General features: G+C 44.4%; 17 protein-coding genes and 1 rRNA gene. 4 read left to right on the top strand and 14 right to left on the bottom strand.

Annotated elements, in window-relative coordinates; genetic code table 11:
• A 16S ribosomal RNA gene (locus tag H509_RS0104510) occupies nucleotides 1-95 on the bottom strand; the annotation flags it as partial.
• A gap of 539 nt (nucleotides 96-634) precedes the next feature.
• Between H509_RS0104510 and H509_RS0104505 the strand changes: the two genes are divergently transcribed.
• Nucleotides 635-1,657, top strand: a complete 1,023-nt coding sequence (locus H509_RS0104505; protein WP_028544024.1) for a LacI family DNA-binding transcriptional regulator — start codon at nucleotides 635-637, stop codon at nucleotides 1,655-1,657.
• Between the two features lie 265 nt (nucleotides 1,658-1,922).
• Here H509_RS0104505 and H509_RS0104500 read toward each other — a convergent pair whose 3' ends face one another.
• The 4 genes from H509_RS0104500 to H509_RS0104485 form a co-directional block, all read right to left on the bottom strand.
• The gene (locus tag H509_RS0104500) at nucleotides 1,923-4,373 is read right to left on the bottom strand and encodes a glycoside hydrolase family 31 protein (protein ID WP_036696070.1); all 2,451 of its coding nucleotides are present in this window, start codon (nucleotides 4,371-4,373) and stop codon (nucleotides 1,923-1,925) included.
• Nucleotides 4,374-4,473: 100 nt separating this feature from the next.
• On the bottom strand, nucleotides 4,474-5,316 hold the full coding sequence (locus H509_RS0104495; protein WP_028544022.1) for a sugar ABC transporter permease: 843 nt from the start codon (nucleotides 5,314-5,316) through the stop codon (nucleotides 4,474-4,476).
• Complete coding sequence (locus tag H509_RS0104490) at nucleotides 5,313-6,704, bottom strand: carbohydrate ABC transporter permease (protein WP_084159070.1); 1,392 nt, start codon at nucleotides 6,702-6,704, stop codon at nucleotides 5,313-5,315. The genes H509_RS0104495 and H509_RS0104490 overlap by 4 nt, the downstream gene beginning before the upstream one ends.
• A gap of 119 nt (nucleotides 6,705-6,823) precedes the next feature.
• Nucleotides 6,824-8,107, bottom strand: coding sequence for a sugar ABC transporter substrate-binding protein (locus H509_RS0104485; RefSeq protein ID WP_028544020.1), 1,284 nt, complete (start codon nucleotides 8,105-8,107; stop codon nucleotides 6,824-6,826).
• A 279-nt stretch (nucleotides 8,108-8,386) separates the two neighbouring features.
• On the opposite strand from H509_RS0104485, the gene H509_RS0104480 reads away from it, so the two are divergent.
• From H509_RS0104480 to H509_RS0104470, 3 genes are all read left to right on the top strand, one after another.
• Nucleotides 8,387-9,409 (top strand): LacI family DNA-binding transcriptional regulator, encoded by a 1,023-nt coding sequence (locus H509_RS0104480; protein ID WP_028544019.1) that lies wholly within the window; start codon nucleotides 8,387-8,389, stop codon nucleotides 9,407-9,409.
• 93 nt (nucleotides 9,410-9,502) lie between these two features.
• A complete protein-coding gene (locus H509_RS0104475; protein ID WP_028544018.1) occupies nucleotides 9,503-11,251 on the top strand; it encodes an alpha-glycosidase in 1,749 nt (582 codons plus the stop codon).
• 152 nt (nucleotides 11,252-11,403) lie between these two features.
• On the top strand, nucleotides 11,404-11,793 hold the full coding sequence (locus H509_RS0104470; protein WP_028544017.1) for a DUF5684 domain-containing protein: 390 nt from the start codon (nucleotides 11,404-11,406) through the stop codon (nucleotides 11,791-11,793).
• Between the two features lie 136 nt (nucleotides 11,794-11,929).
• Here H509_RS0104470 and H509_RS27495 read toward each other — a convergent pair whose 3' ends face one another.
• The 9 genes from H509_RS27495 to rfbC all read right to left on the bottom strand — a co-directional run bounded on the left by H509_RS27495 (nucleotide 11,930) and on the right by rfbC (nucleotide 23,421).
• Nucleotides 11,930-12,088 carry a hypothetical protein gene (locus H509_RS27495; RefSeq protein ID WP_211234304.1) on the bottom strand — a complete coding sequence of 53 codons (159 nt, stop codon included), beginning with the start codon at nucleotides 12,086-12,088 and terminating at the stop codon, nucleotides 11,930-11,932.
• Nucleotides 12,089-12,124: 36 nt separating this feature from the next.
• Nucleotides 12,125-14,179, bottom strand: coding sequence for an NAD-dependent DNA ligase LigA (gene ligA / locus H509_RS0104465; protein WP_028544016.1), 2,055 nt, complete (start codon nucleotides 14,177-14,179; stop codon nucleotides 12,125-12,127).
• 361 nt (nucleotides 14,180-14,540) lie between these two features.
• Complete coding sequence (gene pcrA, locus H509_RS0104460; protein WP_028544015.1) at nucleotides 14,541-16,994, bottom strand: DNA helicase PcrA; 2,454 nt, start codon at nucleotides 16,992-16,994, stop codon at nucleotides 14,541-14,543.
• A 308-nt stretch (nucleotides 16,995-17,302) separates the two neighbouring features.
• Nucleotides 17,303-18,010, bottom strand: coding sequence for a heptaprenylglyceryl phosphate synthase (pcrB, locus tag H509_RS0104455; protein WP_036696229.1), 708 nt, complete (start codon nucleotides 18,008-18,010; stop codon nucleotides 17,303-17,305).
• 475 nt (nucleotides 18,011-18,485) lie between these two features.
• The gene (locus H509_RS0104445) at nucleotides 18,486-19,892 is read right to left on the bottom strand and encodes an undecaprenyl-phosphate glucose phosphotransferase (protein WP_028544013.1); all 1,407 of its coding nucleotides are present in this window, start codon (nucleotides 19,890-19,892) and stop codon (nucleotides 18,486-18,488) included.
• 119 nt (nucleotides 19,893-20,011) lie between these two features.
• On the bottom strand, nucleotides 20,012-20,896 hold the full coding sequence (locus tag H509_RS0104440) for a glycosyltransferase family 2 protein (RefSeq protein WP_028544012.1): 885 nt from the start codon (nucleotides 20,894-20,896) through the stop codon (nucleotides 20,012-20,014).
• A 99-nt stretch (nucleotides 20,897-20,995) separates the two neighbouring features.
• Nucleotides 20,996-21,844 (bottom strand): dTDP-4-dehydrorhamnose reductase, encoded by an 849-nt coding sequence (gene rfbD, locus H509_RS0104435; protein ID WP_028544011.1) that lies wholly within the window; start codon nucleotides 21,842-21,844, stop codon nucleotides 20,996-20,998.
• Nucleotides 21,845-21,853: 9 nt separating this feature from the next.
• On the bottom strand, nucleotides 21,854-22,861 hold the full coding sequence (rfbB, locus tag H509_RS0104430; RefSeq protein ID WP_028544010.1) for a dTDP-glucose 4,6-dehydratase: 1,008 nt from the start codon (nucleotides 22,859-22,861) through the stop codon (nucleotides 21,854-21,856).
• An 11-nt stretch (nucleotides 22,862-22,872) separates the two neighbouring features.
• Nucleotides 22,873-23,421 carry a dTDP-4-dehydrorhamnose 3,5-epimerase gene (gene rfbC, locus H509_RS0104425; protein ID WP_028544009.1) on the bottom strand — a complete coding sequence of 183 codons (549 nt, stop codon included), beginning with the start codon at nucleotides 23,419-23,421 and terminating at the stop codon, nucleotides 22,873-22,875.
• Between the last annotated feature and the right edge of the window lie 6 nt (nucleotides 23,422-23,427).

The following is a 23,427-nucleotide window of genomic DNA, read 5'->3' as shown; positions in this document are numbered from 1 at the left end:
TCAGAGGTGCAAGCACCTCATCAACTCCGCTCGACTTGCATGTATTAGGCACGCCGCCAGCGTTCGTCCTGAGCCAGGATCAAACTCTCCATTAAAGCGAATTTCGCTACACAATCAAAGATTGCGATCAAATTTCACTCAAGTGTTTGACTTGCTCATTTGTATTGCTGACGAGAATTTAATTCTCTATTGTTTGCTTCGTCATTTGTTCAGTTTTCAAGGAACTTACTTCATTATCCGACATCCAATGTCGAACGCTTATTTACTTTACCAGAAGCATTCTGGCTTGTCAACTCTTTATTTCTTAGCGCCGTTCGCCGTAGCTTGTGGCGTCGAATCGACAAGAAATAATGTAACATAAAAATAATGTCGAATGCAACTTTTAAAAATTTACAATTTAGTAAAACTATTAATCTATGACTTTGCCAGTAAAATCAATACGTTGTCTTGAATATTTGTATCCTACTTAAACAAAAGCTGCTTAACACATCATATCGTTAGTCCGTTTTCTAGCAATAGCCTTGTTCGTACTTTGCTACTCAACTGAAATCAATTGCCTCGACCTAAATGGTTTGCGCATTAACAACGCTTCACGTATACTCTGGGTATATTTTACTAAGTGAGGATACCCCAAATGGCTGTAACTATTGTAGACGTCGCACAAAAGGCAGGCGTATCACCTTCTACCGTATCACGTGTCATATCCAATGACACTCGTATTAGCCAGAAGACGTGCCGCAAAGTTCGAAAGGTAATGGAAGAGCTCGGCTATCATCCTAATATGCTGGCCAAAAGTCTTGTTACCAAGACAACTAACAATATTGGCATCGTGCTCCCACGTCCTGCTGATGAATTGTTCCAGAATCAGTTTTTTTCCGAGATTATACGGGGCATCGTCACAAAAGCTGCTTCTAATGGCTACGACGTGCTCATGACCGCAGGCACAAATCAGATTGAGGAAGAAAAAGCGGTAGAGCGTCTCGTTCAAGGCAGGTACGTAGATGGTATTATCTTACTGTCATCACGAAGCGACGATCAAATTATTTCTTTTTTACGGGACAAGCAGTTTCCGTTTGTACTTGTTGGGCGAAGTAATCAATACGCCGACATCATATCCGTCGATAACGACAATGTAGCAGCTGCCTATGATATTACACGTAATTTGATTGTTAAGGGACACCGCAAAATTGCTTTTGTAAGCGGGCCATTCAATTTAACGGTTTCCAAGGATCGGATCGATGGTTATCAGAAAGCATTGCTAGAGGCAGGCATTGAAATGCAACAGGAATATATGTTTGAAGGAAGTTTTACCGCACAGTCTTCTATAGAAGTAACCGATCGAATACTAGCGTTGGAAGATCAGCCAACAGCAATTATCGCAATTGACGATCTGGTCGCCTTCAGCGTTATTCGTACCTTATGGAACAAAGGCTGGCGCGTGCCGGAAAAATATAGCGTTGTCGGCTTCAATAATACGCTGCTGTCCGAAATGTCCCTGCCGCCGATTTCCAGTGTGGATATCGGGATCTATCAGATGGGCAACACAACAGCGCAAGCGCTCATCCAATCTATAAAGAAAGACGGCTTTGCACAGGCACGAATCATTATGCCGCATCAGCTTATTTGGCGCGAATCCGTGCAAGCACGCTGTACATAACAGACCTGAACGCTGCATATGGGGGATCACGATACGTTATTCTATGACAATGAGCCCATGTTAAACGCTGACTATTAACGGCCTTTTTGTACGTGATCTCCCGCTCCATTTCTCTTTACTTGCACCCTCTGCTTCGTCCCCTACCCTAACAAGCAAAGTACATTTTGGACACCACAAAAACAGCGATGCATCCGAGCGTTATCACCGTTCGAATCCATCGCTGTTTATTTTACAAGCTCATTGCTGCCGAATAAGGCTAAGCAGCTTACAATGTAATGCTCAACTCGTGTCCAGCAGAGTTCTCCTGCAACTTCACTACCAACACACCACGCGCTGTATCATATGCCCAGCCTGTCGTTTGTGCTGCAAGCTGCTCTAATGGAACCTGATCTCCTGCACCAGCAACACCAGTAGGCACAGCAGATATACCTAGCAAGCGGAAATTCAAGCTAGTCCGTTTCGGCTCGTAACCATAGTTTGTATATTTAGACGTGATGGTAATATCCCGTTCAGATTCTGTTACCTGAATCAACATCTTGTTCCATTGGCCTTGCTCGTATGCAAACGTAAGACCATCATCCTCATACCATTCCAAAGTTGATGATGTACCTGCTCCTTGTACATAGACAGAAGCCGTCACGTGCTCATCGGCAGCGATCTCTTCTGCGTGTTGACGGATAGGACCTTCGAGCCAGATAGCACCCGCACGCACATACATAGGCAGCTTCGCCAACGGTGCATGCACATGAATATGCTGCTTACCAGCGTAACGCTCGCCACTCCAATAATCTACCCATTCTCCTTCTGGCAAGTATACGGACCGCCATTCCGTATTCGGGCGATAAATCGGTGCAATGATAACCGAGTCTCCTACTAGGAACTGGTCGCACAGGTTGTATACTTGTGGATCGTGAGGATACTCAAGCACCAATGGTCTCATCACTGGAAGTCCTGTCTTTGATGCTTCATAGAACCAGTGGTATAGATAAGGCATCCATTGATAACGCAAACCGATATATTGTTGGCAAATTTGTTCAATCTCTTCACCAAATGACCAAGGTTCCTGACGCAGCGTATCAATTGCGCTATGATTACGCACATAAGGGAAAAATACACCCATTTGCGTCCAACGCGCCAACAATTCGCCACTCGTATGGTGTGCAAAGCCACCAATATCCGGACCAGCAAACGGCACCCCAGACATGCCAAGATTTAATACCATCGGCATCGCCATCGACATATGCTCCCAGAAGCTGCGGTTATCACCTGTCCACACTGCCGCGTAACGCTGAATACCGCTGTAGCCGGCACGAGTCAGTACGAAGGGACGCTTACCATCAAGCAACGCCTTTAACCCTTCATAGCTGGCTTGTGACATACACATGCCGTACAAGTTATGCACCTCACCATGCGTCTTGCGATCACCTTCATTACCGTGGATGACGTTTACGTCCATCGTTTTGGTTTCATTAAAAATGGCCGGCTCATTCATATCATTCCAGATGCCGTCGATACCTAAGTCAGTATAGAACCGCTGCTTCTCCTGCCACCATTCCCGCACACGTGATTCCGTAAAGTCAGGGAACGCACTCTCTCCAGGCCATACTGGACCTGTATAGATGTCTCCCTCTGCCGTTTTGCAGTAGAAGTCACCATCCACACCTTCCATATATACGGCATACATAGGATCTTTTTTCACACCTGGGTCTACGATCGGCACGATATGGAACCCTAAGCTGCGCAGTTCTTCCATCATCCGTTCTGGATTCGGGAAACGATTCTCGTCAAATGTAAATACACGATAACCGTTCATATAATGGATGTCGAGATGGATCACATCACAAGGGATTTCCTTCTCGCGGAAGTTATGAGCCAATTCCAATACTTCTTTTTCATCCATATAGCTGTAACGGGATTGATGATATCCAAGCGCCCATTTCGGCGGCAGTGGCATACGTCCTGTCAAATCACCGTAACGTACAATAACTTCTTTTAACGTTGGCCCTTCTATCCAATACAGGTCAAATTCACCCGTCCACGTTTGAAGCATCGCAGAATTTGCATAGGTGCGCATATCGAAAACCGTTTTGCCCGGATTATCGAGAAACAGCCCATAACTTCTACCTTGATTTAACACGGTCAAAAAAGGAATGGATTGATACAAAGCTTCCATTTCTGGTACGTGAGGTGCATATACGTCTGAATTCCACATCGTATACCGCTCACCACGCTTGTCAAGGAAGCCTGTCTTCTCACCTAACCCGTAAATATGATCATCTTCTGCAAGACTAATAAATGCCGTGTAGTCGCCTATCGCCTCACGATTGCGCTGTAAGCTTACCATCTCCACAGTTGGATGAGCCTCATTACGAATGCTGATAGCGCCTGTTATGCGACTAATTTCAAGTCGGGTCTTCCCAATTGTAACGGATACTTGTACGTCCGTCTCCGTCCATGTTATCGACTGAGGTGTACGGCCTTCAGCTGCAATAATTGCAGGCGTCGTGTTCCAGTTGGGCGCTTGACCACGATAAGTCTTCAGTCGAACAACACCTGCATCAACAGAAGTAATCGCCAGATTAAAATGACTGCCCACAAGTAGGAGCGCCTGATCCAATTCTTTTATATGAGTAATATTCCCAAGCTGAACGCCTGTATGACTTTGTGTCCGGTGGCTTGCGTTCTCTGGGTGTATAGCTGCGCTTGTATCTAGCATCATAGTCCCTCCTGCTTTTAGTCCAAATTGAAATGCTCTCTATTTGTAGTTACTACACGATTGGAAGCTACACGTCATAAAACATTAACATTGCTTGTGATTACCCTTTGCTTGCTCCAGCGGTTAACCCTTCCACCAAGAAGCGCTGCAAGAACAAATACAGCAAAGCGATCGGAATCGCAATTAACACAGCGCCAGCCGCAAACATGGTAAAGTTCGAAGATGCATTGTTAACCATATCCCACAAGCCGATAGCAAGTGTCCATTTTTCTTTCGTGCGCAGCACCAGTCGGGCAAATATAAAATCACCCCATGCACCAGCAAATGTCATCAGTCCAATGTACGTAATCATCGGTTTAGAGAGTGGCAGCATAATTTTAATAAATACTGTCCAATGGGTTGCACCGTCGATCCGAGCTGACTCTTCCAAGCTCTTTGGAATGGTGTCGAAGAAACCTTTGACGACAAACGCTCCTAACGGCGCGCCGGCCGAGTACACCAAAATTAAAGCGAGATGCGTATCCAGCAAGTTTAACTGCATAAGCAGGATATAGATTGCGATCATGCTCATAAAACCAGGGAACATACCCAACACGAGCATACCGGACATCAAGTTTTTCCGTCCATAGAACCGGAAGCGTGACAAAGCATAGGCTGTCATCACCACAAGAATAACGCCAAATATCATATTTAACGTCGCAATCTTTAACGTATTTAAATACCAACGTCCATATTGATACTGTTCTGACGTAAACAAACTGACATAATGTTCAAACGTCGGATTGCTAGGAATAAGTGACTCGCTGTAAATGGACGTTCCAGGTCGGATGGAAGACATCACAATCCAAATCGTCGGATAAAACACACAAATGGCAATAATAATCAGCATAAGATAACTGAAAAGCAGCCGAGTACGCGAATTTTTTTTGGCTCCTACACTCATTGGATCATATCCTCCTCTCGGAACGAACGGGTACGTCTATAGCTCCAAATCGATAGTGAAGCTACGATAATAAAGATAATAATTCCGATGGCCGCCGCCATATTAAACTTGTTATTGTCCAAAGTCAGCTTGTAGAGCCATGTTACAAGCAAATCCGTGCTACCGGCGTACTGATATTCACCATTTGGCGGATTACCATTGGTCATCAGGAAAATAACGTTAAAGTTGTTGATGTTACCTGCAAATTGACCAATTAAGATCGGTGCAGTTGAATACGTAATCATAGGCATCGTAATGGCTCTGAACTTGTGCCACGCTGTTGCGCCATCCACGTCAGCTGCTTCATACATATCTTTTGGAATTGTCGTTAAGATGCCGATAACAAGTACCATCGTCACAGGAATACCTACCCACATATTAACCATTAATACGGTAACTTTCGCCCAGAACGGATCAGACAACCAAGGTAGTTTGCCCAAGCCAAAATAACTTAAGTATTGGTTAATCGGTCCAAACTCTCCATTAAACATGTTGCGCATAATAAGGAAAGACAACATTTGTGGAATCGCATACGGGATAATAAAAATTGTGCGCCACATCGTCTTCAAGCGAATACCTGATTGTTGAACTAAAAGGGCAACAAGAATCCCGCCGAAATAACAGGTCACCGTAGCGAGTACGGCCCAAATAATAGTCCATGCCAGCACACCATAGAACGTGCCGCTCCATGTGCCTAGCTGTAGCAAGTCTTTAAAATTCTGGAACCCAACCCAATCGACAAGCTTTGCCGGAGGAATGTGTTCGGGTGCCGAATAGTTAGTAAAAGCTAGCAAGATCATAAAAATAATAGGCATTATCGTAAAGAACAATACCGCAGCCGTTGGCAGTGCAAGGAACAAGTAGGCAAACTTTTGCTCTTTGATATACTCCAGCGTTTGCAAGAAATTGTTCGGTTTGTCACCTTTAGTACGTATGCGGCCTACCGCGTGGGCGTCTCTTACAACTAGGACATACACCCACACAAATATAAACAGCACAAGTAGCGTAATGAGTCCTTTAATAATCAAATGAATGGAATGGTCGCCAGGAACCATTTTGTATAGCTTCCCGACTTTCATCATTTGCGACGGTGTTTCACCCAACGTGTAAATACCCCATACCGCTCGTGGCAAATAATTAATTAAATAGATCAAACCTACAGCTTCTAACAGCATCAATAGGATGCCTTTTACATATTGACGATTAAATAGTTGCCCTAGCCCCCAAAATACACCGGAAAGCACAGCAGCCTTGGCGGCAATATTGGACTTCGTATCATTTGGCGACGGCTGGGATTGACGGCTAATTGCTGCTGCGTCACTCGCTGAAGCCGATTGTTTAGTGGCCATGAGGTTCTCTCCTCTCTCGCTACCTTAAAGATCATGTTCCCATTTGTATAACCTTAACTATCCAATTAAACGACCCGGGCAAGCGTAGATCACTCCCCCGGGCCCTCTCTCTATCTCTTTTACTTCACAGCATCTTTGATTTGTTGTACGGCATTATCAAGTGCTGCTTTCGGGTCTTTGCCCTTATTTAGTACGTCTGCCAAGCCAGCAGCCATCGGACTCCACACACTTCCCATTTCTGGAATCGCAGGCATTGGATAAGAATTTTTGAACTGCTCCAGCACAGCTACTGTAAACGGATCACCCGCTACTTTACTGTCTGCTGCCGCATCTTTATTAGAAGGAACTACACCTGTCATTTCATAGTTTTTCAACTGCGCATCTTTAGTTGAAGCAAATTCAGCAAACAGCTTTGCAGCGTTAGGATATTTCGAGTACGAGTTGACGTACCAAGCTTTCACACCAGAGAATGTCTTGGACGGTTGACCTTCAATGCCAGGAATCGGCGCTGCGCCCAAATTAATGCCGGATGCTTTCAAGTCTGGAATAGCCCACGGACCATCAATATTCAAAGCCAATTGTCCGCTCGTAAAGAGACCTTTCTTAACGTCACCTGTAACATCAGAAGTCGTAAGTGGAAGCACTTGTTTGGCGAACTGCTGCAAGAACGATGCTCCTTTAATCGCTCCTTCGTTGTTTAAGCCAATATCGGCTTTGTCACTGCCGTTATTGCCAAATACGTAACCACCTGTTGAGGCGAGGAACATGTAATCGTAGTAGAAGTTACCGATCTCCCACATATAGGTGTACTTCTTGTTTTTTACGTCATTCATCTTTTTGGACAACTCGATAACTTCTTCCATTGTCTTAGGCGCTTCCGGAACCAGATCCTTGTTGTAGAACATGATTAGCGTCTCTACGGAACGCGGGTAGCCATACAGAACACCGTCAAAGGAAGCTGCGTTAACTGCCAGTTCGGAGTTCTGTGCACGTGTCTGCTCTTCGTGGAAATCATTTGGCAAAATCAATCCAGCTGTTACCGCCTTGCCTAAATTATCGTGCGGGAACACAACAACATCTGCTGCAATGCCGGCCGGACCATCATTTACGAGCTTGTTTACTTGGTCAGGAGCGGCTACTTCCTCGTATTTAACCGGGACGTTGTATTTAGCAGTAAACTCCTTTGCAATTGCCTCTACAAAAGGACGAGCCTCTTTGCTTTCCCATACGATTAGATTTGCGCCATCCTCAGGCTTCAACTCTTCGTTTGAAGCTGCTGCCTGATCTGTTGTTTCTGAAGACGTACCCGTCTCCGCCGGAGTGGAATTGCTTCCGCTAGATGAACATGCCGTAATTGTAAATACCATCATGACTGACACCAGCATTGCTACCCATTTCTTCATCTTCTTTACTGCCCCTTTCGGTTCTGGTTCATGGTGTGGAATAACGCGCGCAAAGGCAACAATAATGACAAACGTGATATATATCTCATTAGTTTATGCAAACCTTTGCACAAATAATTAAAAAAATAAGTCCTTGCTGTGACTTGAGTTGTAAGCGGTTACGCCTAAATCGAATTATACACAGTGCCATATTATTTGTAAACCGTTTGCACAAAAATTTTTTATCCTCTATACTGTGACACATAATCGGAATAGTTCTAGTTAAGTGAGGTCTTACGAATGGCAGTAACGATTGTACATGTAGCCGAACAAGCCGGTGTATCCCCTTCTACAGTTTCCCGTGTCATTTCGAATGATTCACGGATCAGTCAGAAGACTAGCCGCAAAGTACGCAAGGTGATGGATGAACTCGGCTATCACCCGAATATGCTAGCCAAAAGCCTAGTTACAAACACAACACACAATATCGGAATTGTTCTTCCTCGTCCTGCTGATGAATTGTTCCAGAATCAGTTTTTCTCGGAAATTATACGCGGTATGGTGGCTAAAGCCGCCTCCATTCATTACGATATTTTGATGACAACGGGTTCCAATGCAGAGGAAGAGCTCAAGGCGGTAGAGCGATTAGTGCGCGGTCGTAACGTGGACGGTATTATTTTGCTAGCCTCACATAAGGATGATGTCAATATCTCCTTTCTGCGCGAGGAAAAGTTTCCGTTTGTACTCGTAGGGCGCAGTGAGGACTTTAGCGACATAACCTCAGTTGATAACGACAACATTGCTGCATCACAAGCGATTACTCGTCATCTTATTAGCCTAGGGCATCGTCGCATCGCCTTTGTGAGTGGTCCATTTGATTTGACCGTGTCCAAAGATCGACTGGACGGATTCAGCAAGGCTCTGTTGGAAGCTGGTATACCGTTTGATCGTGATTATGTATATGAGAGTGCATTCACACCAGAATCGGCCGCCCAAATTACCAAGCACATTTTATCGTTAGCAACACGCCCAACCGCTATTATTACGACGGATGACGTGATGGCATTTAGCATTATTCGTACCCTGTGGAATAACGGTTTGCGTGTTCCTGAGGAATGCAGCGTAGTCGGCTTTAACAATACGTCGTTAGCACAAATGTGTTTGCCGCAAATCTCAAGCGTGGACATAGGTACTTACCAGATGGGCCAATCGGCTGTGCAAGCTCTTGTGCAGCGTATTAAGGGAGAGGGTTTCGAGCAGGCCCGCATCATTATTCCGCATCAACTCATATGGCGCGATTCGGTGCAAGTACCTGCCGAATAGTTCGAGTAGCCTTGTCAATAAATGAATGCTAGCCATAAACCGCACGGCCTTTGTCTTTCATTCACTTTCCTACATCAAAGGAGATATCAAATCATGCTGCTAGAAGCTATCTACCATCGCCCGAAACAAAATTGGGCCTATGCTTATGATTGCAAAACCATTCATGTACGCATCCGCACGAAAAAAGACGATGTTAAACGTGTAACTGTATATTATGGTGACAAATTTGAATGCTGGGAAGGTATGGAAAAGACAACTCCTATATCCATGACGCGCCTGTATCAAGATGATTTATTTGACTATTGGCAGGCAGAAACGGTTCCCACCTTCCGTCGACTCGCGTATGTATTTAAGCTAGAAGCTGCGACAGAGGAAATATGGATGACCGAACGCGGTTTTCAAAAGGATGTACCCACACCAACTAAAAGCTGGTTCGAGTATCCGTTTCTGAACCCTGCTGACGTGTTTACTCCACCCGCTTGGGTGAAGGATGCCGTCTTTTATCAAATATTTCCGGAGCGCTTTGCAAACGGCGATACAAGTAACGACCCTGAAGGCGTGCAGTCTTGGGGAGGCGAGCCGACACCGGACAATTATTTTGGAGGCGACCTGCAAGGGGTCATCGACCATCTTGACCATCTAGTGAAGCTAGGGGTTACGGCTATTTATTTTACCCCGATATTTGCAGCAACGACCAATCATAAATACGACACAAAAGATTACATGAAAGTGGACCCTCACTTTGGGTCTAACGATAAGCTCAAGGAACTAGTAGATGCATGCCATCGCAGAGGTATTCGAGTGCTGCTGGATGCTGTATTTAATCATTGCGGATATACGTTTGAACCTTACGTTGACGTGCTGGAGAAAGGGGAAGCTTCCATCTACAAAGATTGGTTCCATGTCCGCCAGTTTCCGCTGACGGTCATTGACGGCATTCCTACCTTTGATACGTTTGCTTTTACACCGATGATGCCAAAATTAAATACGGAGCAACCAGCAGTTAAGCAATATTTGCTTGAAGTTGCCCGTTACTGGATTGAAGAAGTCGGCATTGACGGCTGGCGTCTTGACGTAGCCAATGAAGTCGATCATCAATTTTGGCGCGAATTCCGGCAGACAGTAAAAGCGGTAAATCCAGAAGCATACATTCTCGGTGAAATGTTCCACGAAGGCATGATGTGGCTGCAAGGCGATCAATTTGATGCCGTCATGAATTACCCGTTTACGTATGCGATGCACGATTTCTTTGCAGACAGCAACATCGACGGCCTGCAATTTAAGCAGGCGATCGAGCATCAATTGGCCCTTTATCCGCAGCAGGCAAATGAAGTGATGTTTAACCTGCTCGACAGCCACGACACTGCTCGATTACTGACGCTATGCGGTGGGGACAAACGTAAGTTAAAGTTGGCTTCTTTGTTCCAACTGACTTTTTTGGGGACACCGTGTATTTACTATGGAGACGAAGTCGGACTGGACGGGGGCAACGACCCTGACTGCCGCAAATGTATGGAGTGGGATGAAACGAAGCAGGATCAAGAGCTGCTCCAGCATTATAAAGACACGATTGCGCTTAGACATAAATATACGGCGCTTCGCGCCGGCAGCTTCCGCTTCTTGTATGCAAAGGAAAATGATCGTGTCATCGCATATGAGCGTGCTGACGAACAGCATCATGTGATCGTGGTACTCAATAACAGCCCCCGTCGGCGCACTATTCAACTGCTGCTCACTGCAGGTGAATGGCTTAATGAAGTTTCGGGAACGTCTATTGTGGCTCAAAACAGCAAGGTGTCGATCTCAGTTGAAGCGATGAGCGCCATTATTTTACGTCGTTAATAAAATAATGAGATTTTCAGCCAGCCTATACTATACACAACAAGGTCATGAAAGTCGTTATGCCGCCATACTCTAATATATCCCTCATATGTGCTGATGCTTAGCTGCCCGAAAGGTAGACGATGAGCACGATATAACAAAGGAGTGATCGGATGTATAACTTCTATGAGAACGGCGTACTGGGATTAGGCTGGGGTTTGTTTTCCATCGTTTTTTATTTGGTATTTTACTTGCTTGGGACAGTCCCCTATTATGTACTTGGCAATAAAGCAGGATACGACAAGTCCTGGTTTGCTTTTGTTCCTATACTAAACATCATACTGGTTATTCGGGTGGCACAGGAGAGCTTATGGTTCCTTCTGCTCCTTATAATTCCTTTTGTTAACGTTGTGGCTAGTATTTATTTGATGTACAAATTTATAAAGGCATTCGCCCGGAGCGGACTTGAAATCATTCTGCTTATTATTCCAGTGGTGAATCTTATTTACCTTTACTATTTAGCCTTTAGCAACAATGTGAGGTACGTCCTATATCTTCGTTAACATAAGGTGTACCCCATAAATTCTGGTTGCTGATTGTGCCTAAAAGCTAAGCGATGTTTGGAAAAAAGCGTACAAATATCGTCCCTGCTGTAAACGGTGAACATGAACCAGGCTCGATAGCCTATGTTAGCCGTGTTTAAAGCTGGTCAGGTTCTATTGTAGGGTGCAACGCGAGCAGCCCCATTTCACTTGGAATGGGGCTGTTGTGCTGTACTTTTTTAGGGAAGGTTCCTGAGCTCGCAAAGCGAAGCGACTCTGAGCTGCCTCGCACTTGCGCACCCATGTTAACTCCCAAATGACTATCGTTATTTTATGACATGAGCAGCAATCATTAACCTTGACCGCCCAACGCTTCATTTAACAAACGAACAAACTCATTTTCATCCGTAATGGTTGGGATGCCTAACTGCTCAGCCTTAGCCAGCTTGCTGCCTGCCTTTTCCCCTGCGATCACAAGATCTGTCTTCTTGGACACACTTCCTGTTACCTTTGCCCCGCAAGCTTCCAGCTTAGCAGTAGCATCATCACGTGTAAGTTGGTGCAGCGTCCCTGTGAGGACTACCGTTTTGCCAAAGAAGATCGAATCCGTGTTAACTGGCGCCTTCGGCTCCTCGCTTTGTGGAGCAACGCCTAGTGCAAGCATCTTCTCCACACTTGCCCGATTTAACGGATCGGCAAAGTAACTTACGATGCTGTCTGCTACAATTGCACCCACATCTTGAAGTCCCATCAGTTCTTCTGTCGTGGCTCCCATCACACCCTCCAAGCTAAGATAATGCTCAGCGAGCGCACGCGTCGTAGTCTTACCTGTGTTCGGAATGCCAAGCGCAAACAAGAAGGAGGACAACTCCCGTGTCTTACTTGCCTCCAGCGACTGCAGCAAATTGTTCGCTTTCTTCTCACCAAAGCGGTTTAAGGCTACAAGCTGCTCGAACGTCAGCGCGTATAGATCAGCCGGATCACGAACTTCCACTTCGTCGTACAACTGCTCTGCTGTCATCACACTAAATGTCTCAATATCCATCGCGTCACGGGATGCAAAGTGAGCTAGTCTTGCTACGATTTGTGGTTTGCAGCCAAGTTTATTGTTGCAGAACAAATGTGCTCCACGCATTTCCAAATTTGAGCCGCAAGACGGACATTGCGTTGGACATACAATTTCTTGACCATCCTGCTCATCTGTAACCTTGCCCAAAATTTCAGGAATAACATCATTGGAACGGCGTATAAATACGCGGGACCCCAAGGCAAACTTTAAGTTTTTGCGTTCAATATCCCCTATATTGTTTAGTGTACAGTTCTGTACGGTAACTCCGGCCAACTCCACCGCTTCAACACGTGCGACTGGTGTAATTTTGCCAGTACGTCCGACTTCCCAGCTGACACTTTCCAACACAGTTGTTGTCTCTTCTGCTTCAAACTTAAAGGCTACGGCCCAACGCGGGAACTTGTCGGTATACCCCAACACTTCGCGAGTCCGCATGTCTGTCAGCTTGACGACAGCTCCGTCGATTAAATAATCCAATGAAGCCCGTTGCTCCTGAACACGCTGCAATTCCGCTTTGACCTCGTCAATCGTACTGAAGTAAGTCACATACGGGTTAACTTTGAACTCGTTGTCGCGCAGAAATTGCATCATCTCTTGATGGGTGTCAAACGTCAAATCATCCGTATAACCAACGTTATAGAAAAACGCGTTTAGCTTCCGTGTCGCCGTCACCTTAGGATTCAAATTACGCAGAGCGCCTGCGGCGGCGTTGCGTGCATTTTTGAGCGGCTCGGCTGCTGTCTGGTTATAAGCTTCCAGCACGGATAGGTTCATAATTCCTTCGCCTTGAATCTCAAGTGTTCCAGCTGTATACGGAATGGTCAGTGGTACAGAGCGAATCGTCTTCACTTGCGGAAGGATGGACTCTCCAATGGAACCGTTGCCGCGAGTTGCTGCTTGCACAAGTTCACCGTTGCTGTAAGTCAAATTTAGTGTAAGACCATCAAACTTCAGCTCTACGACAAAATGAGGATCTGGCAGCGGTGTTACGTCAGGATTTTTAGTATTATAGTCTGCAATTAGCTTCACGACACGCTGGTACCAGGCTTGTAAATCCCCTTCATTTTGAGCTTTGTCCAAGCTCCACAGGCGCGCAAGATGTCGGTGCGGGTCAAATCCGTTCAGCAGTTCGCCACCAACCCGCTGCGTAGGTGAGTTAGGCAGCACAACACCTGTCTCCTGCTCGAGTGTTACAAGCTCATCATAGAGCATATCGTACTCCTTATCACTTGCAATGGGCTTGTCGAGCGTGTAGTAATGGTAGTTGTATCGGTTTAGCTCGGTTATAAGCTCCTGAATGCGAGCTTGCTGTTCAGCGGAGGCTGCTTGGTTAGTCATGTATGGGCATGCCCCTTTCCTCATAATTAAGTCTATTAAGATGGTTCGTGTTTCTACAGGTCTTTGTTAAAATTGTTAACCAGATAGGCGGACAATTCTATTGATTATTTCTGTAGCTCGACTTGTCTTCATATGTAACACGCCCGCACATGGCTTGTATCAGTTATGATTGCCATGACGAGCGTGGTCTACTTCATTCGAATCGGAATTGTATCGGAATCCTTGTCGGGCGTACGTATACGATTTGTACACTTTATCCGTTATGGTCTGGAGCATAAGAACACAATAAACAAGTGTAGTCGGATCCAACGATTGAGTCTACACACAAGTTATTTGATATTATCCAAACCCTAATCAAAGATCAAACCTTTGTAACTGGCGCAAACGTAGCCAACAGACGTTTCACTCCGACTGGAGCAGGGAAAGCGATTTGCAGTTCGGTATCTGTGCCTGTTCCTTTGACGGATACGATTACGCCAATCCCCCACTTGCCGTGAGACACCTTGTCGCCGGCCTGAAAGCTTGCATCACTGCTGCCCGCTTGTTTAGCCTTATCTAGCGGGGTGGAAACCGTCACACGGCTCGCACCTGCTGCTCCCGCTCCGGCAGGGCGCATCGCACCGCCAAATGTGCCCGCAGAGCTGCGTGCAGCCGCGCTCCCCGACGCTTGGCCTGCCGTGCCATAGGCCATACTGCCAGGCGCCGTACCAGCGGCTGATCCACCGCCAGCACCACTGTAGCCAAGCCCGCGCCCACCATAACCTGCGGACGCGGCTTGCCGGCCGTAACGGTCAAAGCTCCCGTAACGCCCACCAGATGGCGATACATCTTCTTTCAGCTCATCAGGAATCTCGCCTAAGAAACGGGACGACGGATTCGCATTTGTCCGTCCAAACAAAGTCCGCGTGCGCGCTGACGTCAAAAACAGCTGCTGCTCCGCCCGCGTAATGCCAACATAGGCTAGGCGCCGTTCTTCCTCCAACTCCTCGTTGTCCGTAAACGCTCGGCTATGCGGGAATACCCCTTCCTCCATGCCGATAATAAACACAACAGGAAACTCCAGCCCCTTGGCACTGTGCATCGTCATCAAAATGACCGAGTCGGTCTGTTCCTCGTCCTCTGCATCGTTCATGGAATCGATGTCGGCAATAAGTGCTAGATCCGTCAGGAAGGATACTAACGATCGGTCCTCATTACGCTGCTCAAACTCTTGTGTCACCGACAGGAACTCGTCGATATTTTCCATGCGAGCTTTGGACTCCAACGTATTCTCACGTTGTAACTCAAGCTTATACTCAGACAGTTCCAACGTCTTTTCCGTCAACTCTGTTACAGAGACAAATTCCTGCATCTTATTCAGACTATCGATCATGCTATAAAATTCGCGAAGTGTGCCCTTCGTGCGCGGCGCAATATCAAGCAAATCCATGTCGCAAATCACTTTCATAATCGACGTGCCCCTCTCTGATGCCGCTTCTGCCAGCTTGGCAATTGTAGTCGCACCAATCCCTCGTTTTGGTACATTTACAATCCGCTCCAAACTAATATCGTCGTCAGGGTTGGAAATTAATCTTAAGTAACCGAGCACGTCTTTAATCTCTTTGCGATCGTAGAACTTAATTCCGCCTACAATTTGGTAAGGGATTTCGGATTTGATGAGAATTTCCTCGATTACACGAGACTGAGCATTTGTCCGATACAAAATCGCATGCTGGCTGTACGATTTGCCGCTCATTTGATTTTTCTTGATTTCGGCTGTTACAAAGTAACCCTCATCATGCTCTGTATCTGCTTGGTACACTTTAATCGGATTGCCTTCACCACTGTCCGTCCATAGTTTCTTAGGTTTCCGTCCCGTATTGTTCTGAATCACCTGGTTCGCCGCGTTCAAAATATTTGCAGTGGATCGATAATTCTGCTCCAGCATAATCGTCGTTGCGTTCGGGTAATCCTCTTCAAAATTGAGGATATTCGTAATATCCGCCCCCCGCCAACGATAAATCGATTGATCGCTATCGCCTACTACACAAATATTGCGATGCTGATCCGCTAACATACGACACAGCATGTACTGCGCACGGTTCGTATCCTGATACTCGTCAACATGAATATATTTAAATTTCTTCTGATAGAAGTCCAACACTTCAGGCTCGTCCTTAAACAGCTGTGTTGTCTTCATAATGATATCGTCAAAATCAAGTGCATTATTCGAACGGAGCCGCTTCTGATACTGCGTATATACTTTTGATACAAGTCCTTCAAAATAATCGCCGATCTTCTCTTCAAATCGCTTAGGTGTGACCAGTTCGTTTTTTGCGGTGCTAATCGTTGCTTGTACAGCTTTCGGATCAAACTTTTTCGTATCTATATTCTGTTCCTTCATAATGCCGCGAATAACCGATAAGGAATCCGAGGAATCCAAAATCGTAAAGTTGGAAGAAAATCCGATTCGCTCAATATCTCGACGTAATATGCGGACGCACATGGAGTGGAACGTAGACACCCAAATATCTTGACCTTCTGGCCCAACTAACTTGGCAACACGCTCCTGCATCTCACGTGATGCTTTATTTGTAAATGTAATCGCCAAAATGCTCCACGGCGCCGCCTTACGTGTGGCGATCAAGTAAGCAATACGGTGCGTCAGCACCCGTGTCTTGCCTGAGCCCGCTCCCGCCATAATAAGCAATGGCCCTTCCGTCGCCTCGACCGCTCGCCGCTGCTCACGGTTCAGCCTCTTAATCGCCTCATGAATGTCCGTCGCCATCTTCGCAGGCTTCTTCCCCTCATCCGCTGATTCCAGAAATTCAAACATAAGTCCGCAAGCTCCTTCCCTACCTAATATTTAGAATAACGATCCATAAATCATCATGAATATCCACCAAATAACCTTAAAAAGAACTCCATTGCCTGATTGCCTGAAACTCACCATGAAGAGCAAATAACAAATATTGTGTCCCCAAAATCTCATCACACATTCAATTGGAGTTCCTTAAAAAAATATCACCTATGTTTCGTGTTTATCATGAACACTTCATACCAAGCCCATTAATAAGGACTCTTCTGTAAAAAACGACAACACAGCCATGTGAGATGTTACTGCTGACATTACATTTAAACCCTCTATTGGCTCGCCTTGACAGCCCCAACAGTAGCAAGAGCCGCCTCCAAATCCTCATACACCACATTACCTACCACAATCGTATCCGCAGCTTGCGCAGCCAGCCTAGCCTGCTCCACAGTTCGAATACCACCGCCATAAATCACATGCGCCTGACTTGCCGCCTTCTTAATCTGCATAACTGTGTCCATGTCGCCAAACATCCCGCTGTACTCTGCATATATAACAGGCAGACGCATCAGCTTGTCCGCAATATGCGCGTACGCCGCTGCTTCCTTCGCTGTCAGTGTTGCATTCGCCTGACTTACTTTCGCCGCTGTTGCCTCCGGATTCAAAATAATATACCCCTCTGGAATAATCATTTCCCACGGCATCATATATTCGTATTGTTCAATCGCACGCTTATGCTGGCCTACTAACCAATCCGTGCTCGTTGTATTCATCACCATTGGGATAAAGTACGCGTCAAAACCGGGTACGACCGCATCCAGATCGGATACCTCCTGTACCACAGGCAGTGCAAATCTGCGAACGCGCGCCATCAGGTCCACTGTGTTCTCAAATGTAACTCCACTTGATCCTCCAACCATAATGGCATCAGAACCGGACATACATATCCGCTCCAGACACTCATCGTCAATCTCTTTGTCCGGATCAAGCTTAAATACATGTTTCCATTGTCTTAACTGTATATCATGAATTGCACTCATTCCATTTGCGGAAGCCGCCACTTCAGTTCCTCCACTCTCTGTATATACATCTCACGCTCCAGCGCATACAAGCGCTGACCAATAGCCCATATGATGGGCCTAACAGAATAAGTCTAAGCCAGCGGAAAGGGGGTGTCAATGAAGGTATATTGGAATAGGTGGTTTCTGTGTAACTACGAATGTACGTTCTTGTCCATTGTACAAAAAGAACCCCTTCTTGTCACGCAAGAAGAGGCTCTGTATATCTACTCCTTTTATAAACAAAGGATTATCAACTTCATAACCAACGAGTACACATTATGATGATAATCCACAACACGCCACCTATCAGCAGACCGTTTAACCATCCACGCCCGGTAGAACTCGAATCTTGCTCCCACTCATCACGCATACGCTGCATCAAACATCAACTCCCCATACAATATTATTCTTAGTGTGGGGAGTTAGTGTCTGCTTTTATACTTCCATACTATAATTAATACGCATTCTTATTTATAAAGCCATTCCATATCGTCTTCCAAATAATCTTAATATCAAATAATAAGGACCAATTCTCGATGTAGAAAATATCTAGGCGAATCCGCTCCTCAATTGAAGTATCGCCTCTTAAACCATTACTCTGTGCCCAGCCTGTAATACCAGGACGTACATGATGCTTCACCATATACTTCGGAATCTCTTCCTTAAATTGCTCCACAAAGAACGGACGCTCCGGCCGTGGCCCCACTACACTCATGTGACCAAACAGTACATTAAAGAACTGCGGCAATTCATCCAGACTTGTCTTCCGTAGAAAACTGCCAAATCTCGTCTTGCGCGGGTCATTCTCTGTTGTCCATACCGTATCCGAGGTCTCTTCCGAGCTCACTTTCATCGAACGGAATTTATACATATTAAAGTTGCGCCGATTCAAGCCGACTCGCTCCTGCTTGAAAATGATCGGGCCCGGTGAAGTTAGCTTAATTCCTAGAGAGACTAACAGCAATACAGGCGAAGTGATAACAATGGCTAGTATTGCAAATACAATATCAAAGGTACGCTTAAAAACTCGGTTGCGCATCACATCAAGTGGGATATCACGGACGTTAATCATAGGCATACCAGCAAAATTATCGAAGTACGGACGCGATGGTAAATAATCAAAAAAGTCCGGAATGATAAGTGTACGTACGCCAGCTTTTTCACACGTATTAATGATACTTGCGAACTTATGATGCGCGTCCAATGGTAGTGCGATGATAACTTCATCTACAAGACATTCGGACAACAGATTCTCTAAATCATTTAATGTACCAAGGATTGGTTTAAACTTGCACTCCTCTTGCACATCCCAGGTTGCTTGATCATCCAGAAATCCTACTACATCATATCCCATTTCAGGATAATTCCTTAAATTACTATAGAATTTCTTGCCTAAAGTTCCTGCCCCAAGTATGAGAATGAATTGCTTATTAAAACCTTTCTGGCGAGCCGAGCGTAATATCACCTTCACAGAATAACGATAAATAACGGTAAGCATAGCAGAAATCATAATAAACACCGCTAGAAATTCGCGTGAAATATGAATTTGCTTAAAGAAAAACAGCATACCAAGGAGGATAAATAAACTGATGCCGTGTGTTTGTAAAATGCGTATTACCTCATCCGCAAATCGTTTCTTCCGATGAAAGGAGTACAATGAAGACATCGAGCCAATAGCAAGAACTATGACTCCATATATCACGCCCCACATCACATAGGTCGAATACGGAAGTGCTGAATCGCCATCCAAGTAATTACTTATGAACTTTACCCACCAAGCCGCTCCAAATGCAACCAAGATACATAATATATCAAATAGCATATAGAGTTTCGACAAAAACCTTTGATTTTTACGAATCATGTCAACCTCTATCCTTTATTATTCAATATTCTCACCCTAGTATACCGGAAAATAAACTTAAGTATAAGGAGTAAGTTAATATTTTCTAAAAGAGTCTGATATCTGACATATTTATCTGCTTAGCGTGACTTAAATAGATTTAATCCCTTAGAAAGGGTATTCATGGTTAGTGCTACAGCCAGCTTTCCTGTCATTCCAATATACATTAGGGAATTTATCCACCAAGCGTATTGTTTACGAAAATGTTTATTATAAAGGACATATATCGCCCTATGGAACTCATACGTAATTTTATAGGGTTTGTTTCGACTGCTGGCCCTTTTATAATGAACAATATGCGTCAATGGGTAGTAATAGTTCACCCAGCCTGCTTCTTTTATTCGGTAACACCAGTCCACATCCTCCCCGTACATAAAGAAAGATTCATCTAACATTCCAACCTGATCTATTGCTTCACGGCGGACTAGCATAAATGCACCAATAAGACAATCTATTGGAGTGGGCTGATCTTCATCTAGATCTCCACGATGATAAGCGTTAATACGTGGATTCTTGGGAAACACCTTAGCTAACCCCGAAACATAATAGAAGGTTGCTGAAGGGGTAGGAAATCCACGTTTACATGCCTTGTCTAACTTACCATCAGGAAGAATGACTTTGCAACCCGATGTACCAACCTTCGGGTTGTCATCCATGAAACGGACCATAATATCAAAAGTATCTGGTTGGACAATAGTATCCGAGTTGAGTAGGAGGATATGACGACCTTGAGCAATTTTAATACCCTGATTGTTAGCTTTGGAAAAACCTAAATTTCCTCTGTTCTCAATTAATTTCATAGTGTTACTATAATCACGAAGCATTTCAACAGATCCATCTTTCGAAGCATTGTCGATTAATATAACTTCGTAACTATAGTTGGTAACAGACTTGTATATTGAATCTAGACAGTTTTGAGTGAGCTCACAAGTATTATAGTTTACAATAATGATAGATAAATCCATAGCCCCTCCTTATAAATTACGGAATCTCAGACACATGTTTAACATAATAGAATATTAGCATAATTAAAAAATGGCTAAGCACTAGGGCCTAGCCATTTTTTAATTACAGTAATGCCCAATGAATGTTTTTAACGAACTCCTCCATTCAGGCAGGTCCGTTAATCCATTTGTTCTAATGGCCAAATGTTCCATAACAGAGTACGCTGGTCTTGGTGCAGGACGTGGAAACTCTTCAGTCGAGCAAGGAAGAAGTGAAACTTGTTTCATACCTGCTTCATCAAAAATAGCTTGTGCAAATTCGAACCACGAACACTGTCCCTGATTAGAAGCGTGGTAAATTCCATATTTTTCCGTAGGTATAAGTTCTGCAATAAATCTAGCAAGATCAATTGTCAACGTGGGAGAGCCAAGTTGATCTGAAACCACTTTGATCTCATTTCGTTCTGTACCCAGTTTAAGCATAGTTTTGACAAAGTTATTCCCATATAGCCCGTATACCCAAGATGTCCTTACAATAAAGTACCGAGAACTAAGTGTTTGTACCATTATCTCTCCAGCTCTTTTTGACTTGCCATATATCGTGACAGGATTAGTAGAATCATACTCAAGATAAGGTACAGAAGATTTCCCATCAAACACATAGTCAGTACTCACGTAACACAATTTAAAATTACATTTCTCAGCAAGGACCGCAAGATTACGGGTTCCATTAGCATTTACTTGGAAAGCTGTGACACAATCACTTTCTGCCTTATCTACAGCCGTATAGGCTGCACAATGAACTACAACGTCCGGTTTTATTTTGCTAATAATAAAACCGCATTGTATCTGGTCCGTAATATCCAGTTCATTTCGAGTCGGTCCAAAGACCTCATGTCCTTGACGTAACAATAGATTGACAACATCTCTTCCTAATTGTCCATTTGCCCCGGTTACTAATATTTTCATATAGTCATCCTAGCGATTTCCATATTGTTGTTTATAATAAGCCTGATATTCACCTGATTGAATTCGTTCCCACCATGCTTGATTATCAAGATACCAACGTATAGTTTCCTTGATGCCTGTTTCAAAATTATGTTTAGGCTTCCATCCCAATTGTTGAGTAATTTTTGAAGCATCGATACCATAGCGTCGATCGTGTCCTGGACGATCCTTAACATATTTAATCAAAGATTCTGGTTTATTCAACTCCTGTAAGATGGTCTTAACGATATGAATATTAGTGCGTTCATTATTTCCGCCGACGTTGTATACCTCACCGTTCACGCCATTATGAATAACCAAATCAATTGCACTACAATGATCCTCAACAAACAACCAATCACGTATATTTAGACCATCCCCATAGACAGGAAGTTCCTTGTTATCAAGAGCATTAGCGATGATAAGAGGAATTAGCTTCTCTGGAAATTGATATGGGCCGTAGTTATTTGAACAACGTGTAATATTAATAGGCAATCCGAAAGTCTCATGATACGCGCGAACTAGAAGATCTCCCCCTGCCTTACTAGAAGAGTATGGACTGTTAGGAGCAAGTGGTGTCTCCTCTGTGAACAAACCTGTTTCACCCAAAGTGCCATATACTTCATCAGTTGATACTTGGACAAATTTGGACACCCCATAATTTTTTGCAGCATCAAGAAGTACTTGCGTCCCCATAACATTTGTTTTCACAAAAATCTCAGGCTCCAAAATCGAGCGATCTACATGAGATTCTGCTGCAAAATTAACAACAATATCAATCCCTTGCTTAAAGATAACCTCCATAGCATTAGCGTCTGCAATATCTGCCTTTACAAAAGAATAGTTACTATTCGCTTGTGCACTTTGAAGATTTTCTAGGTTTCCAGCATAGGTAAGCGCGTCTACATTTATAATATTATAATCAGGGTATTTATTTAACATATACATGACGAAGTTGCTTCCGATAAATCCAGCTCCGCCCGTTACAAGTAATTTCACGATATTACCTCCTACTCAAAATTATTATCAGCATCAATTAATGTAGGATGATGCTGATCTTTATCTGACAAAATAGGAAATGAAACAGGCCAGTCAATCCCCAACTGCGGATCACCCCAACATATTCCCCGGTCGTAGTCAGGTGCATAAAGAGCATCTACTTTATATTGAACCTCAGTATTAGGAACAAGGGTACAATAACCATGCGCAAAGCCCTGAGGAACAAGCAACTGTCGCTTGTTATGCTCGCTTAAAATAACACCTACCCATTTCCCATAGGTAATAGAGTTCTTTCTAATATCTACAATAACATCATAAATAGCACCGGATGTCACTCTAACAAGCTTGGTTTGTGCCTTGGGATTAAGCTGATAATGCAACCCCCTTAATACACCAGCCTCTACTGAAAGAGCATGATTGTCTTGAATAAAAACCGTGTCTATTCCATGCTGAGCAAATAGTTCACTGTTGTAACTCTCCATAAAGAATCCTCTAGTGTCTCCAAACACTTTTGGTTCAACTAATAAAGCACCGCTCAATGATAAAGGAGTGACAAGCATCCCTAT

This window comes from Paenibacillus taiwanensis DSM 18679, from assembly GCF_000425125.1.
Taxonomy (GTDB): Bacteria; Bacillota; Bacilli; order Paenibacillales; family Paenibacillaceae; genus Paenibacillus_B; species Paenibacillus_B taiwanensis.
The sequence above is the reverse complement of the archived record's forward strand: the minus strand, read 5'-3'. Positions and strand labels throughout refer to the sequence as shown.